Genomic DNA, 17,260 nt, shown 5'->3' with positions numbered 1-17,260 from the left:
GTCTTTCCGGGACTTACGGCAAAAAGGTCGGATGGCAAGGTCTTTTCCGGCGGCGGGCTCTGTGCTAGCGGAGGCGGCATGACAGATCGCATCACAATCCGCCGCCCCGACGACTGGCATCTGCATCTGCGCGACGGCGCGATGTTGCAGGCCGTTCTGCCCGAAACCGCGCGCCATTTTGCCCGCGCGATCATCATGCCGAACCTGGTGCCGCCGGTCGTGCGCGGCGATCAGGCGGCCGCTTATCGCGACCGTATTCTGGCCGCCCTGCCTGCCGATATGACGTTCGAGCCGCTGATGACGCTGTATCTGACCGAAGAGACCGACCCTGCGGATGTGGCCGCCGCCCATGCCAGCGGTCTGGTCAAGGCGGTCAAGCTGTATCCGGCGGGGGCCACCACCAACTCGGCCTCGGGGGTGCGGAATTTCGACAAGGTACGACCGGTGCTGGAACGCATGGCCGAAATCGGCCTGCCCCTGTGCGTGCATGGCGAAGTCACCGATTCCGAGATCGACATTTTTGACCGTGAGGCTGTGTTCATCGACCGGGTACTGGACCCGATCCGCAAGGCGACACCCGGCCTGCGCGTAGTGATGGAACATATCACGACCGCCAATGGCGTGGATTACGTCAAGGCCAATGACGCCGATCTGGGCGCAACCATCACGGCGCACCATCTGATCATCAACCGAAACCACATTCTGGTCGGCGGGATCAAACCGCATTACTACTGCCTTCCCGTTGCCAAACGCGAGGAACACCGACTGGCCTTGCTGGCCGCAGCGACCTCGGGCGATGCGAGGTACTTCCTGGGCACCGACAGTGCGCCGCATACGGATGCCAACAAGGAAATGGCCTGTGGATGCGCCGGGTGCTTCACCGCCACGAACACAATGTCTCTGGTCGCCGAGATGTTCGACCGTGAAAATGCGCTGGACAAGCTGGAAGGGTTTGTATCGCTGCACGGGCCGGCCTTTTACGGACTTCCTGTGAATGCGGCCACCATCACCCTGACCAAAGGCGATCCGGTGGAATACCCAGACAAGATCGACACCGGCGACGGCCCGGTGACGGTTTTCGATCCGGGCTTTCCACTGCATTGGCGCGTGGTTTAACCCGCCTGCAGACTGGCCAGATCCCGGGCGCGGCCGCCGGTGCGCAGCATCGACCAGATCGCGTCCGCGTCCTCGGCCCCGATCAGTTTGGCCGCTTTGCCCCGAACCCGGTCTTCGCGATCCGACAGCGTCAACGGTGTTAGCAGATCATGGGTGGCTTCGCGGCGGGCGCCGTCACGGCGCAGCAATGTCAGACGTGCCTGAGTTTCGGAGAGCGACTCGTCAGCCTCGACCGACACACGATCCCGCAAAGAGATCAGACGCGGGTCCGCGCAGGTCTTTTCCGAATAGCTACCCGGCAAGGCCGTGTCGTAACCCAGCGCCTGCATCGCAATGACGGTCCGGTAGGAGAATTTGGCCCCCAGCCCGGTGGTCGGCGCGGTCTGGTTGCACACACTCATCCACCGCGGATGGGTTTTGATCCTGATTTCGGCCACTTCGGGCTCGGCAATATCCAGATCGCGCGCGGCCTCAAGCGCCGCATGCAGGCCGTGACAGCAGGCGTGGAACTTATGGCTGACACTTTCGAACAGCCATTCATCGCCCAGCCCGTCCAGCGCGGTATCGCTGTCCCCCTGACCCTGATGAGTTGCACCGAAACCGTAAGGCCCGTCCAGCGCGTCGACGCCGGGTTCAAACCCCTTGGCGATAAGCAAGGCGGACTCGACCCCGGCAGAGGCTGCAAGCCCCGCGTTGTAAGGTTTTCCCATTGTCCCGAACTGCGCCTTCAGGCCCGCCGCCCGGGTTGCGGTCAGGCCAAGAACCCTTTTCATCTGATCAGCATCGAACCCGAGCAGCCGACCGACAGCCACCGCCGCACCGAATGCACCAGCCGTGGCGGTCTGGTGAAAACCGGCCTGGTAATGATCGCGGCCCAGCCACAACCCTATGCGGATCGAAAGCTCCATCCCGACCAATGCGGCTTCGAGGAAGTCGACAAGAATGCGGTCGTCCCAATCGCCAAGCGCCAGTGCAGCCGGCAGGATCGCCACCGACGGGTGACCGATATGGGCAAAATGCGTGTCATCATAGTCCAACGCATGGGACACAGTACCGTTGACCAACGCGGCACCCCGCAACGGCGCGGCGCCGCCGCCAAACAGATGCGCCTGCCCGGCCCCTTCTTCACCCAGAACAAGATCGCGTATGGATTGAGACACTGGTTCACCAGCCCCGGCACGCCCCACGGCGATCCAGTCGAGAACGGACAGAGAAGTGACGACCCGGGTTTGCAGGGACGTCGAAATCGGGCCTGCGGCAAACCCGGCCAAAGAAGCGGTAAAGTCGGTCATGGGCGCAGTCTAGCGCCCAGCAAGCGCCGGTAAAGACTTAGGTGTACAAATCCGCCGCGCGGGCCTCGAACGCCTGAACGATCCTGTGCATGGCTTCGTTGAAAACGACCCCGATGATCCCCTGCAGGATGGCATTCTTGAACTCGAAGTCGACATGGAAGGAGATATCGCAACCCCCGTCTGGCGCATCCTGGAATTGCCAGTCGGACTTCATGTATTTGAACGGGCCGTCCAGATATTCGGTGTCAATTTTCTTTTGATCGGCGAACAGGGTCACGCGGCTGCCGAACCGTTCGCGGAACACTTTGAACGAAATGACAAGATCCGCCTCCATCACCTGGCCTTCGCCGGCAGCATAGGTTCGGCGGATACGGGCGGCTGCACACCATGGCAGGAACTCGGGATATTTCGCAACATCGGCAACCAGGTCGTACATCTGCTGAGCAGTGTAAGGCAGGTGGCGGGTTTCCGAATGAGTAGGCATGGCGTCCGGTATTTGCAGGTGACAATGGCGCGTCATGTCGTATGTTGCGCGCCAAAGATCAAGGGGGCAGCGATGAGCGACCGCGCATATGTGATAGATGAGATGATCTCGGCCAAGGCAATCGCCGCGCGGATCGAGGAGCTGTGCCGCGAAATCACGGCCGAATTCGTCGGCACGGACAAGCTGGTGGTCGTTGGGCTGCTGCGCGGCAGTTTTGTCTTTATTGCCGATCTGGTGCGAGAACTGGACCTGCCGATCGAGGTCGATTTTCTGGAGGCTTCGTCTTACGGCGACTCGATGGAAAGCAGCCGCGAAGTTCGCATCCTCAAGGACCTGCGCGGCGCAATTGAAGGGCGCGACGTTCTGGTTGTCGAAGATATTGTCGACACCGGCCATACGCTGAACCACGTGACCAAGCTGCTGAGCAGCCGCAAGCCCGCGCGGTTGAAGTCTATTGCGCTGCTGGACAAGCCCAGCCGGCGCGAAGTTGATTTCCGCTCGGACTGGATCGGCTTTGAAATCCCCGACGAGTTTGTCGTGGGCTACGGCATCGACTATGCGCAGCGCAATCGCAACTTGCCCTTCATCGGAAAAGTGCGTTTTACCGAGGATTGACCGAGGCACCGATGAACCCCAGATACCTGCTGCGCATGGCCAAATGGGCCCGCAATCCGCCCTCGGAAAGGCGGGTGAAACTGGTGTTCGGGGTGGTGATCCTGTGCCTGCTGATCGGCGGAGCGGACTACCTTGGCTGGTGGCCAGACTGGGCCAAGCTCGAATGGGCGCGTTTCAGACCCTGACTTCGCCCAGCACCTGCTTGATCGCCGCCAGAAACACACCCGTGCCGATGGGGATCAGTTCATCCGGGAAATCATAGTCCGGATTGTGTAACTGCGGGTGGTCCAACCCGGCACCCAGCCAGAACATGGCGGATTTGGCATCTTTCCCAAACTGTCCGAAATCCTCGGAAAACCTCTGCGGCAAGCGGGTCTTGCGACAGGGAACACCCGCCATTTCAAAGGATTTCATCAATATTTCGACGGCATCTGGGTTGTTCACGCAGGCCTGGAACACGTCGTCATACGCGATACTGAACGTCAACCCATGCGCGACGGCGGCATTTTCCACCAGTGCTTCAGCGTCTGCAATCAGTTGCTGCATACGCTCATCCGCAACCGTTCGCAGGGTCACCCAAAGTTCAGCCCGCCCCGGAGCCACACCGAAAGTCGGCTCACCCAGGCTGGCATGGGTCACGGTTGTCAGCGCGAAATCAGAATTCAGCGCGCCGCCCCGGCCGAGCCCCGCCAATTGCGGCATCAGGGATGACAACGCGCCGGCCGGCGACAGCCCGTCCTGCGGGGCGGCGGCGTGCGAGGTCTTGCCGGTCAGCGTTATTTTCATCCCGCGCGACGCGCAATTCGCGGGACCTACGCACAGTTCCGCCTCACCCAATGCCAATCCCGGCAGGTTGTGTAACGAGAACACATAGTCAGGTGAGATTTCCGCGAATGCTGCGTCTGCCCGAAAGGCGATGGCGCCCTGCCCGGTTTCCTCGGCGGGCTGAAACATCAGAATTACCCGCCCTTTTTGAGGCCGGTTGCGGCCAAGGTGCTCTGCCACACCCAAAACCATGGCCATATGGCCGTCATGTCCGCACAGATGCCCCTTGCCCGGCACGCGCGATGCATAGGGCGCACCTGAAAGTTCGTGAATGGGCAAGCCGTCAAGTTCGCATCGAATGGCTGTGGTCGGCCCCGGTTGATCACCGGAAAACACCGCGGCAACGCCGTGGCCCCCGATCCCGGTCAACACCTGATCGGCGCCAAACTCACGCAGTAGCTCTGCCACACGCGCGGCTGTTTCTATTTCCTCACCCGAGAGTTCGGGGCGCTGGTGAAGGTCGTGCCGCAGACTGATCAGCCGCGTTAGCGCGTCAGGTGTCACCCTTGCTCCAGCTTCTTTTGCCGCGCTTCCCGCAATCGCGCGAAATCATCCCCCGCATGGTAAGACGACCGGGTCAGAGGTGTGGCGGACACCATCAGGAACCCCTTGCCAAAGGCCGCTTTTTCGTAGGATGCGAATTCCTCTGGGGTGACGAAGCGATCGACGCCATGGTGCTTGGGCGTCGGCTGCAGGTATTGGCCGATGGTCAGAAAGTCGATATCGGCGGCGCGCATGTCATCCATGACCTGCCGGACCTGTTGTTCATCCTCGCCCAGACCAACCATGATACCGGATTTGGTAAAGATCGACGGGTCCATTTCCTTGACGCGCTGCAACAGGCGCAGTGAATGGAAATAGCGCGCGCCGGGGCGCACTTCGGGGTACAGGCCGGGAACGGTTTCAAGATTGTGGTTGAACACATCCGGTTTCGCCGCAACCACGGATTCCAACACCGAAGGATCGCATTTCAGAAAGTCCGGCGTCAGAATCTCGATCGTTGTCGAGGGGGAGCGATGCCGGACCGCGCGGATGGTCTGCGCAAAATGGTCCGCGCCCCCGTCTTCAAGGTCATCGCGGTCGACCGAGGTGATGACCACATGGTTCAGACCCAGCTTTTCGACCGCATGCGCAACGCGCCCGGGTTCAAACAGGTCCAGCGCATCCGGGCGGCCCGTGGCGATATTGCAGAAGGTACAGCCGCGGGTGCAGATTTCGCCCATGATCATCATGGTCGCGTGCCCCTGGCTCCAGCATTCACCGACATTCGGGCACCCGGCCTCTTCGCAGACGGTGACCAGATTGTTCTCGCGCATGATCTTGTGCGTTTCGGCATAGCCCTTGCCGCCGGGCGCTTTTACACGAATCCATTTGGGCTTTTTCGGCTGCGCATTGTCCTGACGATGCGCTTTTTCTGGGTGACGTTGTTCGGGGATCTTCAGATCACGCACGGTCGGCTTTCCTGACTTTGGGTCAATTTGCTTTTGCCTAACATAAACCGTGCCGGGGAACTACACCACCCATGCATACCGGCCATGACAGCGCACCATGCATTCGCAGAACAGTGTGTCTTTTTTGCGCATAAAAAGTTATCTTTATCAGTGGTATACCAATCTGACATCGAATTCGCGATTGCGGCAAGTATTGCGTTGAAGCCGATTTAGAACTGTTTTAAATCCCTCTCAGTTCACATCTGATTCACAGGAGCTTGAGTATGAAAACTGGCGCCAAATTGCCGGACGTCACCTTCCACACGCGCGTGCGTGACGAAGCGGTCGAGGGACCAAACCCGTTCCGCTGGGAAGACAAAACAACCGCTGACTATTTCGCTGGCAAGCGCGTCATTCTGTTCTCGCTCCCCGGTGCGTTCACGCCCACATGTTCGACCTACCAACTGCCGGGATTCGAAAACGGTTATGCGGATTTCAAGGCCGGGGGCATCGACGAAATCTATTGCATGTCGGTGAATGACAGCTTTGTCATGAACAAATGGGCGCAGGACCAGGGCCTTGAGAACGTCAAGGTCATCCCGGACGGCTCGGGCGAGTTTACCCGGAAGATGGGTATGCTGGTCGACAAGGACAATCTGGGTTTTGGCATGCGGTCCTGGCGCTATGCGGCCATCGTGAATGACAATGTCGTCGAGGCCTGGTTCGAAGAGCCCGGCCTGATGGACAACTGCCCGGAAGACCCCTATGGGGTTTCGTCTCCGGAAAACCTGAAAAAGCATCTGGACGAGGCCAAGGAACCGGCACTGGCCTGAGGTCCAAAGAATTCGTGAAAAGCCCGCCTCTGGCGGGCTTTTTCATTGGTCAGGCGCGGGTGGCCGAGACGATCCCTTCACCGACCTGCCGGATGACATCCGCCAACCCGTTGAACCATTCTTCACCACCGGTTGAGGCGCGACGCACCAGCCCCACGGTCCGGGCCGGCTGAGGTCCGGTAAACCGCATCAGCTTCAGCCCCGGTACGGCATCCACCTCGGCACGCGCGGCAAGTTCGGGCATCAGGGTCAATCCAAACCCCTCGGCAACCAGACGCGACAGGGTCGCAAGCGAAGACGCCCCCATATTGATCAACCCGCTGCTGCGGTCCTGACCACACACCTCCAGCGCCTGATCCGTCAGACAGTGACCATCATCCAGCAGCATCAACTGCGCGGTCTGCAGGTCCAGTGGCCTCAGCGCTTCGGGGTCGCGAGCCATGCCCTGAATACGCGAGGCGCTGCCTGCCAGCAGAAAGCGGTCTTCGAACAAGGGCAATTCGATCAATGCGCTGCCCCCGGCCGGTAAGGCCACAACTCCGGCATCAATTTCCCCTGCCCGCAACATCGCCAGCAGGCGGTCGGTTCTGGCCTCCCGGACCTGCACGCGCAACGACACGTCAGAGCTACGCAACCCTGCCAGAACACCGGGCAGAAGGTACGGCGCAATCGTTGGGATTATTCCGATGGACAGGGACCTGTGGCCGCCGGAATGATCCTTGGCGAACTGATCCAACCGATCCGCGGCCCCAAGAACCTGACGCGCGTAATCCAGCACATCCCGCCCCAGAGGCGTCAGAAGAATGTCGCGGGCCTGACGTTCGAACAATGGGCCGCCCAGCGTTTCCTCCAACGCCTTGACCTGCACTGACAGAGCGGGTTGAGAAACATTGCACGCCTGTGCCGCGCGGCCAAAGTTCCGTTGTTCCGCCACGGCACAGAAATACTGTAATTGTCTGAGGGTAAAATTCATAACCCCTGATTATCATTCAGGGGGTAAATCGCAAGCCGGGCATATGGCAGTGCCCTATCCGATCATGCGATTGCGCTCTGCCTGTGTTTCGTAATGCCGCTTGAGCCGTTGCAAGGCGATCCGCAGCACGATCTTGCCAGACCGCGCTGACCACCCCATGCGCTTTTCCGCAAGTTCCAGCCCTTCCAAATAGCAACAGCACCGCAGGGCGACATCACTCAGGCCCGGCCCAAGATCCGACAAGGCGCGCGCCACGCGGTCCCGCGCATCCGACGAGCCTCGTCCGCCATGGGCCTCGCTGTTGAAACTGCCGCGCCCGCCCGCAGTCAGAAAGTGATCCCAGTTCTGGGCAACCGTGGGTCCGATCTGCGCCAGTTCGAAGTCTTCCCGCAAACGTTCGCCAGCGCTGACCAGCTCCTCGTCAAGAAACGGCTTTCCGTCCCGGTCTCGTCTGCGCGCCAGCGCAATCAGCGGGCTTTCCGCCGCGCTATAGCGAATGCGCCTTGGCCGATCGGACTTGGCAGCCCCCTGCCCCCGGTTCAAATGTGAATGGAACGGTGTCTGCGCCTCGGCCATGCCAAATTCATTCCGGGCCCGTGCCTTGTTTTCGGCTTCCGCCACCAAGCGGCTCAGCGCCGTCCGTCCCGAAGACGAGATCCGGTATCGGGAAATCCGCCCCGGATTGTCGCATGAGATCCAGTCTTTTAGCGCCAAAGCCTGCGCAATCCTGCACTCGACAACCGCAGTTCTGGTCGCCCCGCCTTCCCCGGAATCGCGCACAACAACGGCCTTGTCCATCTCTTCGGCAACGGCCAGAACCGAGCCCGTTTCGCACAGCCGGCGAAGTATCCGAAGGGCTTCGCGGGCGAATTCTTCATCCTCTGCCGCCGCTGCATCCTCCGGCGCGACTGTTATAACGCCATTGCCCGCGTGCGGCCCCTGATCGCCCGGATCAGAAAAATGTGTTTCTGCCAGGGATTGCAGGGCGGCGTCCACAAGCGGGTCATCCCGGCGCATTTCAATGCGTCGGATTTGTCTGAGTATGGTCGAAGCATGGCATCCTGCCGATCGCGCGATATCGCGGATCGACTGCCCGGTTTCCGTGTGGGCCAGATATCGTTGCGCCCCCTCAGGTACCCAGGCCGGAATGGTGAAAGCCATGTTGTTCTGCATAGTTACTTGCCCTCTTCGACAATACGATCTGCTATCTGTCGCCCCCGGTGAATTGTTAACCAATTCTAACTAGAGCCGCTTTCGTTACTCGTTCGTTAACCGGCCGAGACAAGAACCAGATTTGAGTCAAAAAAATAAACAGTCATGAAGTCAGAGTTCGGAGGGAACTTGATCAAGGCAACACCCGCTTAGGTTGTGTCACAAAAAGGGGGACTTTCGTTCAGATAAAGGAACCCCCGAATGCAGGACCTGATGACCATGATTACCGCCCTCCGCCGCCCCCGTCTGTTGGCGCGGGCTGCAAAATTCGGGGCGCAGGATTACGATCGGGACAGGCATCTGCATCGACTGCTGGGCTACGGCGCGCTGCCCGGTACGGGTGCCGCACTTGTCCGATTGTTGGAATTGGAACGAGAAGTTAACGCGCAACGGCTGGCCGAGGATACCGCCTATTCCCTGGTCCGTCATCTGGACCTGCTGATTGCGCTGTTGGGTGAGGCGCAGCTGTTTCAGGCCAGCCGCGCCGCACAATATCAATGATCAAGTGAACGCGTCCGGCATGGATGCTTTCTTTTCCGCCACATATTCATTCAACGCGGCGTTGATTGCCGGGTCGAGTTGCGGCTGCTGGTAGTTGGCAAGCAGATGCTCGACCCGCGCCGAGGCCAGTTGCCGCGTATCGCGCGCGCCCTCGTCTTCCCAGGTCTCATAAGGCTTGTAGTCCAGCATTTCCGATTTCCAGAACGCTTCCTTGAAGTTGGCCTGCGTGTGGGCGCAGCCCAAATAGTGGCCACCGGGGCCAACTTCTTGGATGGCGTCCATGGCCTGCGCGTTTTCGTCATAGGCAACGCCTTTGGCCAGACCGTGAAGAACGCCCAACTGGTCAGCGTCCATGACAAACTTTTCAAAGTCCGCGACCAGACCGCCTTCCAGCCAGCCGCAGGAATGCAGCATGAAGTTTACGCCGGCCATCAGACCCATGTTCAGCGAGTTGGCGGTTTCGTACGCCGCCTGAGCGTCCGGCAGCTTTGAGCCGCAGAACGAACCCGCGGAACGGAACGGCAGGCCAAGCCGCCGCGCCAGTTGCCCGGCGCCATAGGTGACCAGCGACGCCTCTGGCGTCCCAAAGGTCGGCGCACCTGAATTCATGTCAATCGACGAAACGAAGGCACCGAAGATCGCGGGCGCACCCGGTCGGATGAGCTGGCTGTAAGCCACGCCGGCCATGACTTCGGCCAGCACCTGGGTCAGCGTTCCTGCAACAGAAACGGGCGCCATCGCACCGCCGACGATAAACGGCGAAATGATGCAGGCCTGATTGTTGCGCGCATAAACCTCAAGCGCGCCCATCATCACGTCGTCGAAGGTCATCGGCGAGTTGATATTGGTCAGCGAGGTCATGACGGTGTTTTCCTGCACGAACTCTTTGCCGAACAGAATCTCGCACATCTCGACCGAATCCTGCGCCCGGCTGGGATCGGTGACTGACCCCATGAACGGCTTGTCTGACAGAGTTATATGCGCCATCAGCATGTCCAGGTGACGCTTGTTCACCGGCACGTCGGTCGGTTCGCACACCGTGCCGCCCGAGTGGTGCAGCCACTTGGACATATAGGCCAGTTTCACGAACTTATTGAAATCGTCCATCGTCGCATAGCGACGGCCACCTTGCGCATCGCGCACGAAAGGCGGGCCGTAGACCGGGGCCAGAACCAGATTGCGGCCGCCGATGACAACGGATTTCTCGGGGTTGCGGGCGTGCTGGGTAAATTGGCTTGGTGCGGTCTTGATCAACTCACGCGCCAGCCCACGCGGAATGCGCACACGCTCACCGTCGACATCGGCACCGGCGTCTTTCCAGCGCTGCAGCGCGCCCGGATTATCGACGAAATTGACGCCGACCTCGGCCAGAACGGTTTCCGCGTTGGTTTCGATGATCTCCAGCGCTTCTTCGTTGAGGATCTCGAAATTCGGAATGTTCCTTTCGATGTATTTCGCGGTCTCGATACGAACTGCGGTGCGTTCGGCCCGGCGGGCAGCGCCACCGCCACCTCTCGCCCTGCGCCGGGTGTTTGCCTCTGACATGAGAAAATCCCGTCTGAATGGTTGATTTGGTCATTCTGTTACAGGACCGCATCAACCGCCAGCATCTGTTTTACGGCGCTCTGGGGGGAAAAGCGACATTGGCGACCACAAGCGGCCTCTGGTTTGGTTCTTAACCCGCGTTTACAGGTTTCTGCATTGCGATGCCGTTGCCGCCCTGCTCAACTTCTTTCCAGCCCATGTGGCGGTACATGGCGATGGTTCCGTGCATCTTGCGGTGCGTTCGCAGTTTCAGACGCTTACATCCTTTCTCCGCGGCAAAACGTTCCGCGAACCCCATAAGTTGCCGCGCCAGCCCCCGGCCCTGCGCGGCAGGGGAAACGGCCAGGTTGAAGATCATGACCGCATCATCAACGAGGCCGAAAAAGATGGCACCAACGATCTGAGACTCGATCTCGGCCACCATGGCGACGTGCCGGTCAATTTCCTCGGAAACGCCACCCGCGACATCCGGCAAATCCGCAATATCACGCCTGGCGTCCGCATAGGCCAGTTCGATACAGGTCCGCACCGCGTCGGCGTCGGCGGGAACCGCTGCCCTGAACCGGATTTCTGACATCACAGGCGCTTCCTTCCAATTCCCGGGGCAGATTTGCACAATTGACGTCATATCGCTTGCACATGCAAGGCTTGCGACCTAATAGCCAAGCATGACCCAAGACACCCATGACCGCCTTCTGATCATCGACTTCGGCAGCCAGGTAACGCAGCTTATTGCCCGCCGCCTGCGCGAACTGAATGTCTATTGCGAAATTCACCCATATCAGAATGTCACGATGGAGTTCGTGCGGGAAATGGCACCAAAAGCCGTTATTTTCTCGGGCGGTCCGGACAGCGTGACGCGCGATGGGTCGCCGCGGGCACCGCAGGAAATCTTTGACTACGGCGTGCCGATCCTTGGCATTTGCTATGGCCAGCAGGTGATGATGCACCAGCTTGGCGGCAAGGTCGAAAGCGGCCATGGCACGGCCGAGTTCGGTCGTGCCTTTGTCACTCCGAAGGACCAGCTAGACATTCTTGATGGCTGGTTTGCCGAAGGTGACGAACAGGTCTGGATGAGCCACGGCGACCATGTCAGCGAAATCGCCCCGGGTTTTGAGGTCTACGGCACCTCGCCCAACGCGCCCTACGCAATCACGGCAGACCCCGCGCGCCACTTCTATGCAGTGCAATTCCACCCCGAGGTGCACCACACGCCCAAAGGCGCAAAGCTATACGAAAACTTCGTCAAACTAGCCGGGTTCCAGGGCGATTGGACCATGGGTGCCTATCGCGAACAGATGATCGAAAAGATCCGCGAGCAGGTCGGCGACAAAAAGGTCATCTGCGGCCTCTCTGGCGGTGTCGACAGTTCAGTGGCGGCGATCCTGATCCACGAGGCGATCGGCGACCAACTGACCTGCGTCTTTGTTGACCACGGGCTGCTGCGCAAGAACGAGGCGCAAGAGGTCGTCGGCATGTTCCGCGACAATTACAACATTCAGCTGATCCACGCGGATGAAAGCGAGCTGTTCCTGGGCAAGCTGGAAGGCCAGAGCGATCCGGAAACCAAACGCAAGATCATCGGCAAGCTGTTCATCGACGTGTTCCAGAAACACGCCGACACTATCGACGGCGCCGAGTTTCTGGCGCAGGGCACGCTGTATCCGGACGTGATTGAATCGGTTTCCTTCTCTGGTGGCCCTTCGGTCACGATCAAGTCGCACCACAATGTCGGCGGCCTGCCAGAAAAAATGGGCCTGAAACTGGTTGAACCCCTGCGCGAACTGTTCAAGGACGAGGTGCGCGCCCTGGGTCGCGAACTGGGACTGCCGTCCAGCTTTATCGGCCGCCACCCCTTCCCCGGGCCGGGTCTGGCCATTCGCTGCCCCGGCGAGATTACGCGCGAAAAGCTGGAAATCCTCCGCGAAGCGGACGCTGTGTACATCGATCAGATTCACAAGCACGGGCTGTATGACGATATCTGGCAGGCTTTTGTCGCCATATTGCCCGTCCGCACCGTTGGCGTGATGGGCGACGGCCGCACCTATGACTATGCCTGCGCGCTGCGTGCGGTGACGTCAGTGGACGGTATGACCGCAGACTACTATCCGTTCAGTCACGAATTCCTCGGTGAAACCGCTACGCGCATAATAAACGAGGTCAAGGGCATCAACCGATGCACCTATGACATCACCTCGAAACCTCCGGGAACCATCGAGTGGGAATAACCAAAAGCCGGGCGGTGTTCCGGCTTTTTTGTTGATTGGGATCGCGCGAAAAACAATATATTTCAGTCGCGTAACTTACCAGACTCTCAGGCAGGGGCATGGAAACCACCAAACCGCAAATCGGCAAAGCCGCGCTTTGGATGACGGGGGCGATTGCGTCCTTTTCCTCCATGGCGGTCGCCGGCCGCGAGTTGAGCGCCACGCATGACACGTTCGAGATCATGTTCTTCCGCAGCCTCGTCGGGATCTGTGTGGTCGCACTGGTTCTGACGTGGTCGAAGAAATGGCATCAGGTTTCCACATACAGGCTTGGGTTGCACGGTCTCCGCAACCTTTTGCACTTCACTGGCCAGAACCTGTGGTTCTACGCCGTCACGGTTATTCCTCTGGCGCAGGTCTTCGCGCTTGAGTTTACGCAGCCCATCTGGGTGATCCTTTTGTCCCCGCTTTTGTTGCGCGAGCGCCTGACAACGGTGCGTGTGATGTCCGCGCTGATCGGTTTCGCCGGAATCCTCATCGTCGCCCGACCGGGCGCGGTACCCCTGAGCGCCGGAGTGCTGACGGCGGCACTGTCCGCTGTGTTCTTTGCGCTGACAACGATCTCCACCAAAAAGCTCACTCGTTTTGCCAGCATCGGATGCATCATGTTCTGGCTGACGGTCATGCAGGCCGTACTTGGCCTGATCGCTGCGGGCTTCGACGGGCAGATTGCGATGCCCACAGCCAGCACCGCGCCGTATCTGCTTCTGGTTGGGCTGGCGGGGCTGTTGGCGCACTACTGCATCACCAACGCGCTGGCCATCGCACCGGCAACAGTGGTGGTTCCGTTCGACTTTGCCCGGCTGCCGACCATCGCGATTGTCGGCATGATTCTGTATCGCGAACCGCTGGATCACTGGACCCTGCTTGGGGCGGCGGTGATCTTCTCAGGTATCTTTCTGAACGTTCACGCCGAAAATCGTAACAGTTTGGCAACAGTGCTGCATAACACTCGCCAGAAGTAACGCACCGTCACCAGTTGACGGTAGAATGCAGCTTTAGAAAGTATCGAGCACCACACAGCGGGTCAGGCAGCACCGATCGTCAACCGGCACTGACCACCAGGACACCTTAAGGGAGGACATAATGAAAAAAGCGCTTCTTCAGGCGTGCGCAGTTTGCGTTGGAGCGACGGGGGCATATGCAGGCGGCCTCGATCGCAGCGGCCAGGGGATCAACCTGATCTTCGAAGAAAACTCTGTCGTGCAGTTTCGCCTTGGTTACACCAACCCCGACGTATCCGGCACACTCGGCGGAGTTGACTCGGGCAACGTCGCCAATGACTTCTTCACCCCGCATCTGGGTTACAAGACGTCGCTGACCGAGAATCTGGATTTTGCCCTGATCTACGATCAGCCGTTCGGCGCCGACGTCGAATACTCATCGAACTACCCCCTGTCGCAGAACCCGACCGCTCCGTTTGGCGGCCGCACCGACGTTCTGCGCGCCGAAGCAGACACAGACACCATTACCGCTTTGTTCCGCTATAAGTTCGACGGCGGGTTCAGCGCCATCGGTGGTGTGCGGGCTCAGCGCCTGACTGGTAACGTGGCGGTCCCTGCCGCGGCCGGTTATGAGGTCGACATCGACGCGGAAGTCGACTTTGGCTATGTCGTTGGCGTCGCCTGGGAAAAGCCGGAAATTGCGGCCCGGGTCTCGCTGACCTACAACTCGAAGATCACGCATAACCTGTCGCAGACCGAATCCAACAACATCGTTCCGCCGATTCCTGCGGGCGTGTTCACCGCCGACACCGAGACCGAGGTTGTGACACCGCAATCCGTCAACCTGGACTTCCAGACAGGCGTTGCACCGAAGACCCTGTTGTTCGGTTCGATCCGATGGGTGGACTGGCCGCAGTCGGTCTACGCACCGCCGGTTTACGTTGGCATCACCGGCAGCAACCTGCTGGACTATGACGACGATACCTTCACCTACACGCTTGGCATGGGCTACCAGTTCTCCGAAGAGTTCTCGGGTGCTGTGACCGTCGGATATGAGACCTCGACCGATGCCACTGTTTCGGACCTCGGCCCGACCGACGGTTTCTGGAGCATCGGCGTGGGCGGAACATACTCGCTTGAAAACGCTCAGATTTCCGGCGGTGTCCGTTACACCGACATCGGCGACGCCACCACCAATCAAGGTGCGGACTTCAGCGGCAACAGCGCCTGGAGTGTTGGTCTTCAGGTCACCTACGCCCTGAACTAATCCGGCCAAAACCACCAATACGGACCCCGCTGATTCAGCGGGGTTTTTTTTTCGCAAGTTTCGGGTCGCCTTGCCGAACTTGTCGGGCGTAATTGGGCACATGGAAACTCAAAGACATCTCTCTCCGCGTGCCTGGTCCGAGCTGTTGCTGCTCGGGCTGATCTGGGGCGCCTCGTTTGTGGCGATTCGGATTGCGCTGGACACCGTTCCGGTCATGACATCCGTGCTGCACCGTGTCTTCTGGGCGATGCTCGCACTGTGGCTGGTTGTACGGCTCAGGCGTCTGTCAGTTCCGCGCAGCCCCAGAATTTGGGGCGCGTTCCTGGTCATGGGCCTGCTTAACAATGCAATACCGTTTTCGCTGATGGCCTGGGGGCAGCTTTACATCGAGACCGGCCTGACCTCGATCCTGAACGCGGCAACAGCGGTGTTCGGCGTGCTGACAGCGGCACTGTTTTTCCGGGACGAACGGCTGACGCGCACGCGAGCGCTGGGTGTGGGACTTGGCTTTCTGGGCGTGACCGTCGCGATCGGTCTACAGAACTTCGCCGGTTTCAGCCTGCAAAGCGTCGCGCAACTGGCGATCATCGCAGGCACGATCTCTTACGCTCTGGCCGGGGCCTGGGCCCGGGTTACGTTGTCCGACCTGCCCCCGATCATTGCCGCGGCGGGTATGCTGACGGGATCAACAATTTTGATCCTGCCCGTAACCCTGATGGTGGACGGCGTGCCGACACTGGATCTGCCGCTGATAACCTGGAGCGCCATCGCCTATTATGCTTTGATTGCCACGGCCGGTGCCTATTTGCTCTATTACCGGGTGCTGGCGATGGCAGGCGCGGGAAACCTGATGCTTGTGACGCTGATCATTCCGCCTGTTGCCATCGTTCTGGGAGCGGTTCTGCGTGACGAGGCGCTGCCGCCGCAGGCCTATCTGGGATTTGCCATCCTTGCCGCCGGGCTTTTGATCCTCAACCGGTCCCGCACTGATGATTGACGCCGCCCCCTGCCCGTTTTAGCTAGGTCGGAAAAAGGGACAGCGGACGATGATCTACGGCTCGGCAAAAGACTGGCGTGATGCCGCACGCAAGAAAGTGCTGTTTTTCGGCATGTCGGGCTTGGGTAAAACCTTTGTCTCCAATGTCCTGCGAGATTCAGGGGACTGGTTCCACTATTCGATCGATTACCGGATCGGCACCCGGTACATGGGCGAATACATCACCGACAACGCCAAGGCCGAGGCGATGAAAGTGCCGTTTTTACGCGACATGCTTTTGTCGGATTCGATCTTCATCGGCTCGAACATTTCGTTCGAAAACCTGACCCCGGTGGCGGCATATCTGGGCAAACCCGGAAATCCTGCGCTGGGGGGGCTGGAACTGCCGGAATACCGCCGCCGGCAAGAGCAGTTCCGTCAGGCTGAAATTCACGCGCTTCTGGACACCGAGTACTTCATCGACCGGGCGCAGCGGCTGTACCATTACCCGCATTTTATCTGCGACACCGGCGGGTCGATCTGTGAATGGGTGGACCCCAGCGATCCGGCCGATCACCTTTTGTCGGAACTGTCCCGCCAGACCCTGATGATCTGGATCCAGGGGGACGAGGATCACACCGCCGAGCTGATCCGGCGCTTTGACAAGGCACCAAAGCCGATGTCCTACCAGCCCGAGTTTCTGACCCGCGTCTGGAATGATTACCTGTCGCAAAACGGGTGCCGGGCCGAGGATGTCGACCCTGATGCCTTTATCCGCTGGACATACGCAAAGGCTCTGGCCCACCGTCAGCCGCGCTATCAGGCGATGGCTGCCAACTGGGGTGTTTCGGTCACCGCGGACGACATGCACAAGGTCCGCGACGCCGCCGATTTCGATGAGTTGATCGAACGCACCCTTGAGACCCGCGCGAACCGCGCTTAATTACCGCATCTACACTGTTTCTCCAAAGGCTTGCACC

At 59.7% G+C, this 17,260-nt stretch carries 18 protein-coding genes; 10 read left to right on the top strand and 8 right to left on the bottom strand.

Annotated elements, in window-relative coordinates:
- The first annotated feature begins 78 nt into the window (after positions 1 to 78).
- Entirely contained in the window at positions 79 to 1,116 is a 1,038-nt protein-coding gene (gene pyrC / locus ACR0D8_RS05145) for a dihydroorotase (RefSeq protein WP_480645026.1), read from the top strand.
- Here pyrC and ACR0D8_RS05140 read toward each other — a convergent pair.
- Together ACR0D8_RS05140 and ACR0D8_RS05135 are read right to left on the bottom strand one after the other, a co-directional pair.
- Positions 1,113 to 2,408 carry an MmgE/PrpD family protein gene (locus ACR0D8_RS05140; RefSeq protein WP_480645024.1) on the bottom strand — a complete coding sequence of 432 codons (1,296 nt, stop codon included), beginning with the start codon at positions 2,406 to 2,408 and terminating at the stop codon, positions 1,113 to 1,115. The genes pyrC and ACR0D8_RS05140 overlap by 4 nt on opposite strands.
- A 37-nt stretch (positions 2,409 to 2,445) precedes the next feature.
- On the bottom strand, positions 2,446 to 2,892 hold the full coding sequence (locus ACR0D8_RS05135) for a type II toxin-antitoxin system RatA family toxin (RefSeq protein ID WP_475160322.1): 447 nt from the start codon (positions 2,890 to 2,892) through the stop codon (positions 2,446 to 2,448).
- A gap of 72 nt (positions 2,893 to 2,964) precedes the next feature.
- Between ACR0D8_RS05135 and hpt the strand changes: the two genes are divergently transcribed.
- Both hpt and ACR0D8_RS05125 read left to right on the top strand, forming a co-directional pair.
- Positions 2,965 to 3,507, top strand: a complete 543-nt coding sequence (gene hpt / locus ACR0D8_RS05130; RefSeq protein ID WP_475160321.1) for a hypoxanthine phosphoribosyltransferase — start codon at positions 2,965 to 2,967, stop codon at positions 3,505 to 3,507.
- Positions 3,508 to 3,518: 11 nt separating this feature from the next.
- Positions 3,519 to 3,692 carry a hypothetical protein gene (locus ACR0D8_RS05125; RefSeq protein WP_480645021.1) on the top strand — a complete coding sequence of 58 codons (174 nt, stop codon included), beginning with the start codon at positions 3,519 to 3,521 and terminating at the stop codon, positions 3,690 to 3,692.
- Here the strand turns inward: ACR0D8_RS05125 and ACR0D8_RS05120 are convergent.
- Positions 3,682 to 4,836: an amidohydrolase gene (locus tag ACR0D8_RS05120; RefSeq protein ID WP_480645020.1), complete on the bottom strand. Its 1,155-nt coding sequence runs from the start codon at positions 4,834 to 4,836 to the stop codon at positions 3,682 to 3,684. The genes ACR0D8_RS05125 and ACR0D8_RS05120 overlap by 11 nt on opposite strands.
- On the bottom strand, positions 4,833 to 5,783 hold the full coding sequence (lipA, locus tag ACR0D8_RS05115) for a lipoyl synthase (RefSeq protein WP_480645018.1): 951 nt from the start codon (positions 5,781 to 5,783) through the stop codon (positions 4,833 to 4,835). The genes ACR0D8_RS05120 and lipA overlap by 4 nt, the downstream gene beginning before the upstream one ends.
- A gap of 263 nt (positions 5,784 to 6,046) precedes the next feature.
- Here lipA and ACR0D8_RS05110 point away from each other — a divergent pair, with 263 nt between their 5' ends.
- Positions 6,047 to 6,595 (top strand): redoxin family protein, encoded by a 549-nt coding sequence (locus tag ACR0D8_RS05110; protein ID WP_480645016.1) that lies wholly within the window; start codon positions 6,047 to 6,049, stop codon positions 6,593 to 6,595.
- 49 nt (positions 6,596 to 6,644) lie between these two features.
- On the opposite strand, the gene ACR0D8_RS05105 is transcribed toward ACR0D8_RS05110, so the two are convergent.
- The gene (locus tag ACR0D8_RS05105) at positions 6,645 to 7,568 is read right to left on the bottom strand and encodes a hydrogen peroxide-inducible genes activator (RefSeq protein ID WP_480645015.1); all 924 of its coding nucleotides are present in this window, start codon (positions 7,566 to 7,568) and stop codon (positions 6,645 to 6,647) included.
- 54 nt (positions 7,569 to 7,622) lie between these two features.
- Positions 7,623 to 8,741 (bottom strand): DUF6456 domain-containing protein, encoded by a 1,119-nt coding sequence (locus ACR0D8_RS05100; RefSeq protein ID WP_480645013.1) that lies wholly within the window; start codon positions 8,739 to 8,741, stop codon positions 7,623 to 7,625.
- Between the two features lie 240 nt (positions 8,742 to 8,981).
- On the opposite strand from ACR0D8_RS05100, the gene ACR0D8_RS05095 reads away from it, so the two are divergent.
- On the top strand, positions 8,982 to 9,281 hold the full coding sequence (locus tag ACR0D8_RS05095; RefSeq protein ID WP_480645012.1) for a DUF6477 family protein: 300 nt from the start codon (positions 8,982 to 8,984) through the stop codon (positions 9,279 to 9,281).
- Here ACR0D8_RS05095 and ACR0D8_RS05090 read toward each other — a convergent pair whose 3' ends face one another.
- On the bottom strand, positions 9,282 to 10,826 hold the full coding sequence (locus ACR0D8_RS05090; protein WP_480645011.1) for a trimethylamine methyltransferase family protein: 1,545 nt from the start codon (positions 10,824 to 10,826) through the stop codon (positions 9,282 to 9,284).
- Between the two features lie 130 nt (positions 10,827 to 10,956).
- The gene (locus ACR0D8_RS05085; protein ID WP_480645009.1) at positions 10,957 to 11,403 is read right to left on the bottom strand and encodes a GNAT family N-acetyltransferase; all 447 of its coding nucleotides are present in this window, start codon (positions 11,401 to 11,403) and stop codon (positions 10,957 to 10,959) included.
- A gap of 91 nt (positions 11,404 to 11,494) precedes the next feature.
- On the opposite strand from ACR0D8_RS05085, the gene guaA reads away from it, so the two are divergent.
- From guaA to ACR0D8_RS05060, 5 genes are all read left to right on the top strand, one after another.
- Positions 11,495 to 13,054: a glutamine-hydrolyzing GMP synthase gene (gene guaA / locus ACR0D8_RS05080; protein ID WP_480645008.1), complete on the top strand. Its 1,560-nt coding sequence runs from the start codon at positions 11,495 to 11,497 to the stop codon at positions 13,052 to 13,054.
- Between the two features lie 98 nt (positions 13,055 to 13,152).
- On the top strand, positions 13,153 to 14,058 hold the full coding sequence (locus ACR0D8_RS05075; RefSeq protein WP_480645007.1) for a DMT family transporter: 906 nt from the start codon (positions 13,153 to 13,155) through the stop codon (positions 14,056 to 14,058).
- Between the two features lie 121 nt (positions 14,059 to 14,179).
- A complete protein-coding gene (locus ACR0D8_RS05070) occupies positions 14,180 to 15,304 on the top strand; it encodes an OmpP1/FadL family transporter (protein ID WP_480645005.1) in 1,125 nt (374 codons plus the stop codon).
- A gap of 100 nt (positions 15,305 to 15,404) precedes the next feature.
- Complete coding sequence (locus ACR0D8_RS05065) at positions 15,405 to 16,301, top strand: DMT family transporter (protein WP_480645004.1); 897 nt, start codon at positions 15,405 to 15,407, stop codon at positions 16,299 to 16,301.
- A 49-nt stretch (positions 16,302 to 16,350) separates the two neighbouring features.
- Complete coding sequence (locus tag ACR0D8_RS05060) at positions 16,351 to 17,223, top strand: ATPase (protein WP_480645003.1); 873 nt, start codon at positions 16,351 to 16,353, stop codon at positions 17,221 to 17,223.
- The last annotated feature ends 37 nt before the right edge of the window (positions 17,224 to 17,260 follow it).

The organism is Ruegeria sp. BG10, from assembly GCF_056538575.1.
The sequence above is the reverse complement of the archived record's forward strand: the minus strand, read 5'-3'. Positions and strand labels throughout refer to the sequence as shown.

What these genes read in the sequence shown, in the direction of transcription:
- ACR0D8_RS05075 (WP_480645007.1), top strand. Translation starts at nt 13,153, where the DNA reads ATGGAAACCACCAAACCGCAAATCGGCAAAGCCGCGCTTTGGATGACG.
- ACR0D8_RS05140 (WP_480645024.1), bottom strand. Translation starts at nt 2,408, where the DNA reads ATGACCGACTTTACCGCTTCTTTGGCCGGGTTTGCCGCAGGCCCGATT.
- ACR0D8_RS05105 (WP_480645015.1), bottom strand. Translation starts at nt 7,568, where the DNA reads ATGAATTTTACCCTCAGACAATTACAGTATTTCTGTGCCGTGGCGGAA.
- guaA (WP_480645008.1), top strand. Translation starts at nt 11,495, where the DNA reads ATGACCCAAGACACCCATGACCGCCTTCTGATCATCGACTTCGGCAGC.
- hpt (WP_475160321.1), top strand. Translation starts at nt 2,965, where the DNA reads ATGAGCGACCGCGCATATGTGATAGATGAGATGATCTCGGCCAAGGCA.
- ACR0D8_RS05085 (WP_480645009.1), bottom strand. Translation starts at nt 11,403, where the DNA reads ATGTCAGAAATCCGGTTCAGGGCAGCGGTTCCCGCCGACGCCGACGCG.
- ACR0D8_RS05135 (WP_475160322.1), bottom strand. Translation starts at nt 2,892, where the DNA reads ATGCCTACTCATTCGGAAACCCGCCACCTGCCTTACACTGCTCAGCAG.
- ACR0D8_RS05060 (WP_480645003.1), top strand. Translation starts at nt 16,351, where the DNA reads ATGATCTACGGCTCGGCAAAAGACTGGCGTGATGCCGCACGCAAGAAA.
- ACR0D8_RS05125 (WP_480645021.1), top strand. Translation starts at nt 3,519, where the DNA reads ATGAACCCCAGATACCTGCTGCGCATGGCCAAATGGGCCCGCAATCCG.
- ACR0D8_RS05100 (WP_480645013.1), bottom strand. Translation starts at nt 8,741, where the DNA reads ATGCAGAACAACATGGCTTTCACCATTCCGGCCTGGGTACCTGAGGGG.
- ACR0D8_RS05065 (WP_480645004.1), top strand. Translation starts at nt 15,405, where the DNA reads ATGGAAACTCAAAGACATCTCTCTCCGCGTGCCTGGTCCGAGCTGTTG.
- ACR0D8_RS05110 (WP_480645016.1), top strand. Translation starts at nt 6,047, where the DNA reads ATGAAAACTGGCGCCAAATTGCCGGACGTCACCTTCCACACGCGCGTG.
- ACR0D8_RS05095 (WP_480645012.1), top strand. Translation starts at nt 8,982, where the DNA reads ATGCAGGACCTGATGACCATGATTACCGCCCTCCGCCGCCCCCGTCTG.
- ACR0D8_RS05070 (WP_480645005.1), top strand. Translation starts at nt 14,180, where the DNA reads ATGAAAAAAGCGCTTCTTCAGGCGTGCGCAGTTTGCGTTGGAGCGACG.
- ACR0D8_RS05090 (WP_480645011.1), bottom strand. Translation starts at nt 10,826, where the DNA reads ATGTCAGAGGCAAACACCCGGCGCAGGGCGAGAGGTGGCGGTGGCGCT.
- pyrC (WP_480645026.1), top strand. Translation starts at nt 79, where the DNA reads ATGACAGATCGCATCACAATCCGCCGCCCCGACGACTGGCATCTGCAT.